General features: G+C 37.3%; 7 protein-coding genes. 6 read left to right on the forward strand and 1 reads right to left on the reverse strand.

Annotated elements, in window-relative coordinates; all coding sequences use genetic code 11:
- The 5 genes from AC1WHX_RS07365 to AC1WHX_RS07385 all read left to right on the forward strand — a co-directional run.
- A partial coding sequence (locus tag AC1WHX_RS07365) for a TolC family protein (RefSeq protein ID WP_481229085.1) occupies nt 1–678 on the forward strand: 678 nt, incomplete at its 5' end.
- A gap of 44 nt (nt 679–722) precedes the next feature.
- Complete coding sequence (locus tag AC1WHX_RS07370) at nt 723–1,742, forward strand: efflux RND transporter periplasmic adaptor subunit (protein WP_302545041.1); 1,020 nt, start codon at nt 723–725, stop codon at nt 1,740–1,742.
- Nucleotides 1,743–1,799: 57 nt separating this feature from the next.
- The gene (locus tag AC1WHX_RS07375) at nt 1,800–4,928 is read left to right on the forward strand and encodes an efflux RND transporter permease subunit (protein WP_022600626.1); all 3,129 of its coding nucleotides are present in this window, start codon (nt 1,800–1,802) and stop codon (nt 4,926–4,928) included.
- Nucleotides 4,929–4,988: 60 nt separating this feature from the next.
- A complete protein-coding gene (locus AC1WHX_RS07380; RefSeq protein WP_122304509.1) occupies nt 4,989–5,282 on the forward strand; it encodes a PG0541 family transporter-associated protein in 294 nt (97 codons plus the stop codon).
- A 7-nt stretch (nt 5,283–5,289) separates the two neighbouring features.
- Nucleotides 5,290–5,868, forward strand: coding sequence for an STM3941 family protein (locus AC1WHX_RS07385; RefSeq protein ID WP_122337556.1), 579 nt, complete (start codon nt 5,290–5,292; stop codon nt 5,866–5,868).
- Nucleotides 5,869–5,913: 45 nt separating this feature from the next.
- Here AC1WHX_RS07385 and AC1WHX_RS07390 read toward each other — a convergent pair whose 3' ends face one another.
- The gene (locus AC1WHX_RS07390; RefSeq protein ID WP_302545042.1) at nt 5,914–7,845 is read right to left on the reverse strand and encodes an NAD(+) synthase; all 1,932 of its coding nucleotides are present in this window, start codon (nt 7,843–7,845) and stop codon (nt 5,914–5,916) included.
- 138 nt (nt 7,846–7,983) lie between these two features.
- Here AC1WHX_RS07390 and AC1WHX_RS07395 point away from each other — a divergent pair, with 138 nt between their 5' ends.
- Nucleotides 7,984–10,155: a S9 family peptidase gene (locus AC1WHX_RS07395; protein ID WP_122337554.1), complete on the forward strand. Its 2,172-nt coding sequence runs from the start codon at nt 7,984–7,986 to the stop codon at nt 10,153–10,155.
- Nucleotides 10,156–10,195 lie beyond the last annotated feature (40 nt).

Genomic DNA, 10,195 nt, shown 5'->3' on the forward strand with positions numbered 1-10,195 from the left:
CCTTTTAGTTTGTGGACCAGCCTGGGCTTGAACCAGGGACCTCCAGATTATGAGGCTGATATGTATGAACAAGCGTTGAATATCGATACCTCTTTACAAAATAACACAAATTTAAAACAACTCGATTTGCAAGCGGATTATTTAAAGAAAGCATTGGTTGTACAGAAGATGTCATGGTATCCGACTTTAACAGCGACCGGTTTATATAATTGGACTTCTATGAGTAATGGGCCTATATTTAAAGATTTTCGTTGGAATCCGTATTCAATGATCGGTTTAACCTTATCAATCCCGATTTTTCAAGGAGGCAGCCGTTATTATAAGGTAAAGGATGCGCAATTAACGGTTAATCAGATGAAATTCCGCCGGCAAGATTTAGTTAGGAATTTACAGATGCAATCTATCTCATATATAGATAATATTCAAAAATCTATTAAACAAATAGCCTCTAATAAAGAAGGGGTAAGACAAGCCGAAAAAGCATATTCAATCATGCAGAAAAAATTTGAGATCGGAGCTGCAACTTTTATCGAAGTAAATGATGCTAATGTTGCGCTTACGAATGCCCGATTATCGTATTACCAAGCTATCCATGATTATCTGGCTGCCAAATCGGATTTGGAACAAGTTACAGGTAATGTTGATTTGAGTAAATATATGAAGGATCAACAAAATTAATATTTGTAATTCTCAAAAAGTCAAGGAAATAAAAAACAGTAAATATGGTAAGAAATAAGAAATTCTGCATTATGTCATTAGCCGCTTCGGTTGTGATGTTCTCTTGTACTTCAGAAAAAAAACAAGAAGTTAAGGTTGATGAAAAACCTCTTGTCCGACTCGAAACTGTAAAGACACAAGAGGTAGAACAGATACAGGAATTCACAGCGACGGTCGAAGCCAATGTCGTAAATAACATAGTTCCGTCAATGTCATTGCGTATCAATGATATTTTGGTTGAAGTCGGTGATCATGTCCGTAAAGGGCAAGTTTTGGCCCAGATGGATAAGACAAACTTGCTCCAATCGCAGACTCAATTGGAAAATATTCAGTTAGAATATGACCGTGCATTTGAATTATATAAAGTCGGCGGAGCATCCAAACAAAGTTTAGATGCTCAAAAAACACAACTGGACGTAGCAAAAACTGCCTATGAGAATTTGAAAGAAAACACTATATTGGTTAGTCCGATAAATGGAATTGTTACGGCACGAAATTATGATAGTGGGGATATGATCGGGGGTGAGCCGGTCGTGACTATTGAGCAAATGTCACCGGTCAAACTTTTGGTAAATGTTTCGGAAAGTTTTTATACTCGAGTAAGAAAAGGAATGGATGTTAATGTAAAAGTCGAAGTTTATGGAGATGAGATATTTCATGGAAAAGTTAGTTTGATTTATCCGACAGTCGATCCCCAGACAAGGACATTTCCGGTAGAAATCAAGTTGCCGAATAAAGATCTGAAAGTTCGTCCCGGAATGTTTGCTCGTGTTACGATGAATTTCGGAACACAAAATCATGTAGTTGCGCCAGATTTGTCTATAATCAAGCAAGCAGGATCTGGAGACCGTTATATCTATGTATATAAAGATGGAAAGGTCTCCTATAATAAAGTTTTATTAGGTCGTCGGATGGATGATAAATATGAAATTATTTCCGGAGTGTCCGATGGGGATCAAGTCGTTGTTGCCGGGCAGAGCCGTTTGACGAATGGGGCAGAGGTTTCTGTTGAGAATGCAGAATAGCAAAACCAATAAGAGTTCCTCTTTCCGTATTTCATTTAAATGTAAAAAGAAAAAGTTATGAGTTTATATTCATCCGCAGTAAAGAAACCGATAACAACAGCTCTCTGTTTTGTCGCTATTGTAATTATCGGTCTTTTTTCGTTGAGTAGATTATCTATTGACCTGTTACCGGATATTGAGACTAATACTATCATGGTGATGACTGCATATCCGGGAGCTAGTGCTTCAGATATAGAAACAAACGTAACGAAAGTTATGGAGAATACGTTGAATACAGTAACCAATTTAAAACATATAACATCTCAGTCAAAAGAAAATTTATCTATTGTTACTTTGGAGTTTGAATATGGTACGGATATAGATGTCGCAACAAATGATGTCCGGGATAAGCTGGATATTGTCGAGACCTCCCTTCCGGATAATGTCGAAAATCCCATTATTTTTAAATTCGGAACAGATGATATACCGATTCTGATTCTTTCGGTTACGGCAGAAGAGAGTATGCCTGCTCTTTATAAAATTTTGGATGATAAGGTCGCTAACCCGTTAAAACGTATCGGTGGAGTGGGGTCGGTATCTGTGACCGGAGCTCCGGAACGAGAGATACAAGTATATTGTGATCCGCAGAAATTAGAAGCATATAATCTTACTGTTGAGGGCATATCTGGAATCATCGCTCAAGAAAATCTTAATACTCCGGGAGGTAGTATCGATATAGGTTCTAATACCTATTCTTTGCGAGTTCAGGGGGAGTTTACAGATGCAAAACAGATGGAGGACATTGTTGTCGGCACGTATGGCGATAAAACTATTTTTTTGAAAAATGTAGCGCGCATAGAAGATAGTGTTAAGGAGAGGGCTCAGGAAGCATATAATAACGGACTTCAGGGAGGAATGGTTATTATTCAAAAACAGTCTGGTGCAAATTCCGTAAATATTTCTAATGCTGTTTTAAAACGGTTGCCTGCTATTCAAAAAGACCTTCCTTCTGATGTGAAGTTGGACATTATTATAAATACATCTACGAATATCGAAAATACGATCGGCAGCTTAGTAGAGACTGTGGCCGTTACGTTTGTTATTGTAATGCTGGTCGTTTTGGTTTTTCTGGGGCGTTGGAGAGCGACATTTATTATTGTTATTACGATACCGATTTCTTTAATAGCTTCGTTCGCTTATTTGTTGATATCCGGAAATACGTTAAATATTATATCGTTGAGTTCGTTAAGTATTGCTATTGGTATGGTTGTAGATGATGCTATCGTAGTATTGGAAAATGTGACTAATCATATTGAACGGGGAAGTGCTCCGAAACAGGCGGCAATACATGGTACGAATGAAGTTGCAATATCGGTTATTGCTTCTACTCTTACTATGTTGGCTGTATTTTTGCCGTTGACGATGATTACCGGAATGGCCGGTATTTTGTTTCGTCAGTTAGGATGGATCGTGAGTATAATAATGATTGTTTCTACAGTCTGTGCCCTGTCTTTAACACCAATGCTTTGTTCGCAGTGGTTGCGTCTCGATCCTAAAAAAGGAAAGCTGTTTATGCTTTTTTTTACACCGATAGAAAAAGTTTTGGATTTGCTGGATACCGGGTATGCAAAATTAATTACTTGGGCAGTCGGTCATCGTACGATTGTCGTATGTGGTGCTGCAGTAATTTTTGTCGGAAGTTTGTTTCTCACAAAATTCATTTCTACCGAATTTTTCCCGACGCAAGATAATGCTCGTATTGGTGTGACAATAGAATTACCGGTCGGTACACGTACGGAAATTTCAAGAGAACTAGCCTTGAAAATAGATAAAGAATTCAGAGAAAAATATCCGGAAATTTTAATTTCGAATTTTACGGTGGGACAAGCAGATACGGACAATACATTCGGATCGATACAGACCAACGGAACTCACATTATTTCATATAATATTAATTTGTCGAGTGTCGGTGATCGTGAACGAGGCTTAGTAGAAATTTGTGAATTGATGCGTCAAGATCTGAAAAAGTATCCGGAAATTAAAACTTTTGAGGTAAATGCCGGAGGAAGTTCTGAGTCGATGGGTGGTCAAAGTACAGTAGATGTCGAAATTTATGGTTATGATTTTAGTATGACCGATAAAATAGCTTCTGAGCTTTCGAATAAAATGAAAGATTTAAAAATTTGTTCAGGAGTACATATCAGTCGGGAAGATTACATTCCTGAGTATCAGGTTGACTTTGACAGAGAAAAGTTAGCTTTGAATGGACTGAACGTAGCTACGGCATCTTCATATTTACGTAATCGTATCAATGGATCGACTGCGTCTTATTACAGAGAGGATGGTGATGAATATGATATTACCGTTCGTTATGCACCGGAATATCGCCAATCTGTAGAAGACATTGAAAATATAATGGTATATAATTCTCAGGGACACGGTGTCCGGATTCGTGATTTGGGAAAAGTCGTAGAACGTATGACACCTCCGACGATAGAACGAAAAAACAGGGAGCGAGTCGTAACGGTAAAAGGAGTTGTTGCTCCGGGTGCTGCTTTAGGAGATTTGGTTTCTGAGACGCAGAATATAATTTCCAAAATGGATATTCCGTCTGACATAAGTCTGAGTATCGGTGGGGCTTTTGAAGATCAACAAGATACATTTAAAGATTTGACTATTTTAGGAATTATGATCATAATACTTGTGTTTATTGTGTTGGCAGCACAATTCGAATCTCTTACCGATCCTTTCATTATTATGTTTTCCTTACCATTTGCTTTTACCGGTGTATTTATAGGATTAGCCGTGACGGGAACGCCGTTGGGAGTTATGGCGATGATCGGTGTCATTATGTTAGCTGGTATCGTAGTGAAAAACGGTATCGTATTAATTGATTATACTATTCTGAATCGGGAAAGGGGATTGTCTATTACTCATGCCGTAATACATGCCGGCAAGTCTCGTTTACGTCCCGTGTTGATGACGACTTTGACGACTGTGTTCGGTATGATTCCCATGGCTGTGGGAACTGGCGAAGGCTCAGAGATGTGGCGTTCTATGGGAATGACAGTTGCTTGGGGATTATCTGTGTCAACGTTGATTACGCTAGTGATCGTACCTGTTGTATATTGCATATTTGCTAAAAACGGAGTATTGCGAAAACGACGTAAATTAGCGGCAGAATTGAAAGGATTAGAGAAATTGTGATTATATATTCTTTCAGGAAATCTGTTATTTCCTGAAGCTTAAAATGTAAATAGCTAACTTATGAAAGCAGTATTTATAGCCTTTGATCAGGCTCATTTAGAGATGATTCAGAGTATTTTAGATCATCATAATTGTCGAGGGTTTTCATATTGGGAAAATATTCAAGGGAGAGGCTCTGTAAAAGGTGAACCACATTATGGTAGTCATGCTTGGCCAAGTATGAATTCGGCGATATTGACCATGGTCGAAGACCGGCAAGTCGACGGATTATTGAAACTTCTCAATAACTTAGATAAACAAAAGGAAGCTTTAGGGCTTAGAGCTTTTGTCTGGAATATAGAACAAAGTATATAAACAAGTTATGGCCGAAAAAGCAAATGTTATTGTCAAATTTATGTTGAGTGCTCGAAAAAGGAGAGGTATCTATTTTTTTTCGGCCACTATATTTATTATTACAATATTTTTATTTTTCTTATCTGTTATTTTATATGAACAGCATTTGCCGGGACGTCGTTTAGCGTTACTATTCGCATTGATGGGAATCTTGCTATTCTTTTTTTCTTTGTGGGCTATTTATAGTTTACGGAAAGATGGATATGTAGGGATGATTATATCGGATGAGGGAATTACTGATCTTTCTACCGGTTATAGGATTGATACGGTACTATGGAATGATGTGACGAAAATTAAGGTTATGGACGATCTTGAGAATCTGAATTATAAATATGTCGTTTTGGTAGTAAAAAATCCCAATCAATATATAATGCAAGAACCCACAGCAATAAAAAAACGATCTTTAATGCTGAAGCTACATCAATATGGCTCTCCTATATGTTTTTCGATACGGGCATTGGATTGTTCTTTTAAGGAATTGTATGTGGTAATAACATCTCGATATCAGGCTATAAGAGGAGTGAATGCGGTCATTGTATCGGATTGATTACAAATCAAATAAAAAAGGCAGGATTTATAAATCCTGCTTTTTTTATAAAGGAAGTTCTTCACATTCTTTTATCCATATTGTACTGTTTGCATCACTCGGCATTTTCCAGTCACCTCTGGGCGAAAGACTCACCGAACCGACTTTTGGACCGTCGGGAAGGCATGAGCGTTTAAACTGTTGGTTGAAAAAGCGTTTAAAAAAGATCGTTAACCATTTTTGTATCGTACTTGTATCATACTTTCCTTTGAAAGCTTGTCGGGCTAAGAAGTAAATTTTGGCGGGACGGAATCCGAACCGTAAAAAATAATATAAAAAGAAATCATGCAATTCATAAGGTCCTACCAAATCTTCGGTTTTTTGTTTGATATTACCGTGCTCATCTCCCGGAATTAATTCCGGACTGATGGGAGTATTGACGATGTCTAATAATGTATGTTTCGTTTCGGCAGATATTTCTTGAGATGCAGCCCATTCGACAAGATAACGCACAAGAGTTTTAGGAATACTTCCATTTACTCCATACATCGACATGTGGTCTCCATTATATGTAGCCCATCCTAAAGCCAATTCGGATAAATCTCCCGTGCCGATAACCAATCCGTTATTTTGATTGGCGATATCCATAAGAATTTGAGTCCTTTCTCTTGCTTGAGAGTTTTCATAAGTAATATCATGAATATTGATATCATGATTTATATCTTTAAAATGTTGTGTACATGCCTCTTTGATGCTGATTTCCCGTATTGTCACGCCGAGCAGTTTCATTAGTTCTTTAGCATTATGGTAGGTTCGGTCGGTAGTACCGAAGCCGGGCATGGTAACACCGACGATTTGTTCGCGGTTTAGTTTTAGTCGATCGAATGTTTTTACACAAACTAAAAGTGCGAGTGTCGAATCAAGTCCTCCCGATATACCGATAACTACAGATTGTGCGTGTGTATGGATAATACGTTTTGCTAAACCGGTTATTTGTATATTGAAAATTTCTTCGCACCGATCAAACAAAAGTTTATTTTCGGACGGGATGAATGGATGAGGTGTTATGGTTCTTTTCAATTCTGTTAATTCGTATGTCGGAAGATGGAAATCTATATTCCGGTATTTTTCTGTAGAATACATCGAGCAACTATTATACCCTGAATTTATTCTTCGGTCAAAAAGTAAACGATCTATATCGATTTCTGACATAATTAACTGTTTTTCAGAAATAAACCTCTGACTTTCAGCGAGAATTGTTCCGTTTTCTGCAATTATTCCATTTCCTGCAAAAACGAGATCAGTCGATGACTCTCCGCTTCCGGCAGATGCGTATATATAAGCGGCATTACAACGAGCTGATTGCTGCCGTATAAGTTCTTCTCTGTAAATTTGTTTCCCGATTAATTCATTGCTGGCCGATAAGTTTAACAATATATTAGCTCCATTTAAAGCTTGTAATGAACTGGGGGGAACAGTAACCCACAAATCCTCACAAATTTCTGTACCGATAACGACTTCTCCTGACCGGAACAGTAAATCCGTACCGAACGGAACATCTTGTCCACATAGACTTATAGAGGTTTGTCGATTATCCATAGAAGACGCAAACCATCGCTTTTCATAAAACTCTTTGTAATTAGGTAAAAATGTTTTCGGAATGACCCCCAATATTTTTCCTCCTTGGAATGCGATAGCGGCATTGAATATTTGATTACCATTGGTAACAGGAGCGCCGACAACGCACAGAAGTTTTTCATCACTTGTTTTGTCGATTAGTTTCTTTAAAGCTTTTTCTGCGCTTTTTATTAATAACTGTTGAGTGAATAGATCTCCACAGGTGTAAGAAGTAATACATAATTCCGGGAAAACGATTATTTCTATATGTTTTTGTCCGGCTTCTCGTATTAATTTTTCAATTTCAATTGTATTGTAAATGCAGTCGGCGACTTTTGTTTTTGGAATAGCTGCTGCAACTTTTACGAATCCGTAGGTCATGATTTGCTCGAATTAGGGTTATTTTTGCAAAAGTATGAATTTTATGTAGCCTATGGCGGTTTGGAATAAAAAAATATTTCGTAGATTTTTATCTTGAAATATGAATATGTACTTTTGTAAAAAACAAAATATATACAAATGAAAAAAGTCATTTATGTAGCACTTCTGTGCTTTTGTGCTCAATCAGGCTTTTCAGCACATACGTTTGATTTAAAGTCTATCGTATCCGGAGAATATCAAACGAAGCGAGTTCCTGCATTTTTACCTATGAATGACGGAGAACACTATACTCAAAGATCGAAAGATAAAACCATGATTATAAAGTATAGTTATAAAACCGGACAGGCTGTGGACACATTATTTAATGTAGCTTCGGCAAGAGAATGTCCTTTTAAAACTTTCGACGGCTATTCAATGAGTGCAGATGAAAAAAAAATATTGTTATATGCCGATGCAGAGCCTGTTTATCGTCGTTCTTTCAAGGCTGTATATTATACCTTTGAAATAAGAAGGAATTTGGTAAAGCCTCTTTCTGATAAACCGGGAAAACAACAGATTGCGACATTCTCACCTAATGGAAGAATGGTTGCATTTGTGAGAGATAATAATATTTATTTGAAAAAGTTGGATTATGGAACTGAGTCTGCAATTACTTCTGACGGAGTAAAGAATAAAATATTGAACGGAATTCCTGATTGGGTTTATGAAGAAGAGTTTTCTGTTGTCAGCACTTTGTCATGGTCTCCCGATAACACTACATTAGCATTTGTAAAGACAGATGAAACGGATGTTCCGGAATATTCAATACAAATGTTTGAAGGGGAATGTCCGAGTCTGACTCCTTATGCGTATTATCCCGGAGAATTTGTGTATAAATACCCGGTTGCCGGAACAAAGAATAGTAAAGTCGCTGTTTTTACTTATACAGTAGAGACTCGTGCAGTAAAAAAAATGAATGTACCTGTTGATGAAGACAGTTATATACCGCGTATTCGGTTTACGCAAAATCCGGATCAATTGGCCGTGATGACCCTTAATAGGAATCAAAATGACTTTAGAATGTTTCTGACAAATCCGAAATCAGGAGTGAGTAAATTATTGATTCAGGATAAAAATGAAACATGGATAGATCCGGATATTATGGATTACATTACTTTTTATCCTTCCGGTTTTATTTTTGCATCAGAAAAAAGCGGATTCAGACATCTTTATCATTACAATATGTCTGGTACTCTTATTCGACAAATTACCCGGGGAAATTGGGATGTGACAGCGTATTACGGACAAGATGCCAAGGGGTATTATTATTATGAATCTGCTGCTGAAAGTCCTTTATGTAGAGCTGTTTATCGTGTTGACAACAAAGGAAATATTGTAAAAATATCGACACAAAAGGGGTATAATCAAGCCCATTTTAATCCGGCCTGCACCTATTTTGTAAATGAATATAGCAATGCGGTAACTCCGCCGGTTGTGACAGTACATAATTCTCAAGGTAAACAATTGCGTATTATCGAAGAAAATTCGAAATTGAAAAATCTGCCGTTTTCTCGGAAAGAATTTTTTACTTTTAAGAATGAGTCAGGAGAAATATTAAATGGCTATATAATGAAACCGAAAAATTTTATCTCCGGGAAAAAATATCCTGTTGTGATGGTGCAATATAGCGGACCGGGTTCTCAAATGGTTTTGGATAAATGGGCTGCAATAGACTGGACTCAATATTTGACGGATAACGGTTATATTGTTGCGTGTGTGGACGGTAGAGGTACAGGGGGTAGAGGTACAGCTTTTTCTCGTTCTATATATTGTAAAATGGGAATTTTAGAAGCTCAAGATCAGATAGCAGCAGCCCGTTATTTGGGATCGTTGGGATATGTAGACTCAAGTAATATTGCTATCTGGGGCTGGAGCTTCGGTGGATATACGACATTGATGTCGATGTCAATGAGTTCAGGAGTGTTTAAGTCGGGAGTAGCTATTGCTCCGGTAACCGATTGGCGTTATTATGATACGGTATATACTGAACGTTATATGCGTACTCCTCAAGAGAATAACGATGGTTATATACAGACTTCTCCATTAAAAAAAGCCGCAGATCTTGATGGAAAGTTATTGATTATTTCCGGTACTGCGGATGACAATGTTCATTATCTTAATACATTGCAATATAGCGAAGCTTTGGTACAAGCAAATAAGCAGTTCGAAATGCAGATTTATACAAACCGTAATCATAGTATTTACGGGTGCAATACCCGATATCATCTTTATACTAGGGTATATGATTTTTTGCAAAAAAATCTGAAATAAGAGCAGAGTTTTAAATTAAAAAAACAGACTGGATGTATAA

It is taken from the genome of Coprobacter sp. (assembly GCF_982436375.1).

Coding starts and splice junctions, on each gene's coding strand:
- AC1WHX_RS07395 (WP_122337554.1), top strand. CDS start 7,984: ATGAAAAAAGTCATTTATGTAGCACTTCTGTGCTTTTGTGCTCAATCA.
- AC1WHX_RS07375 (WP_022600626.1), top strand. CDS start 1,800: ATGAGTTTATATTCATCCGCAGTAAAGAAACCGATAACAACAGCTCTC.
- AC1WHX_RS07380 (WP_122304509.1), top strand. CDS start 4,989: ATGAAAGCAGTATTTATAGCCTTTGATCAGGCTCATTTAGAGATGATT.
- AC1WHX_RS07370 (WP_302545041.1), top strand. CDS start 723: ATGGTAAGAAATAAGAAATTCTGCATTATGTCATTAGCCGCTTCGGTT.
- AC1WHX_RS07390 (WP_302545042.1), bottom strand. CDS start 7,845: ATGACCTACGGATTCGTAAAAGTTGCAGCAGCTATTCCAAAAACAAAA.
- AC1WHX_RS07385 (WP_122337556.1), top strand. CDS start 5,290: ATGGCCGAAAAAGCAAATGTTATTGTCAAATTTATGTTGAGTGCTCGA.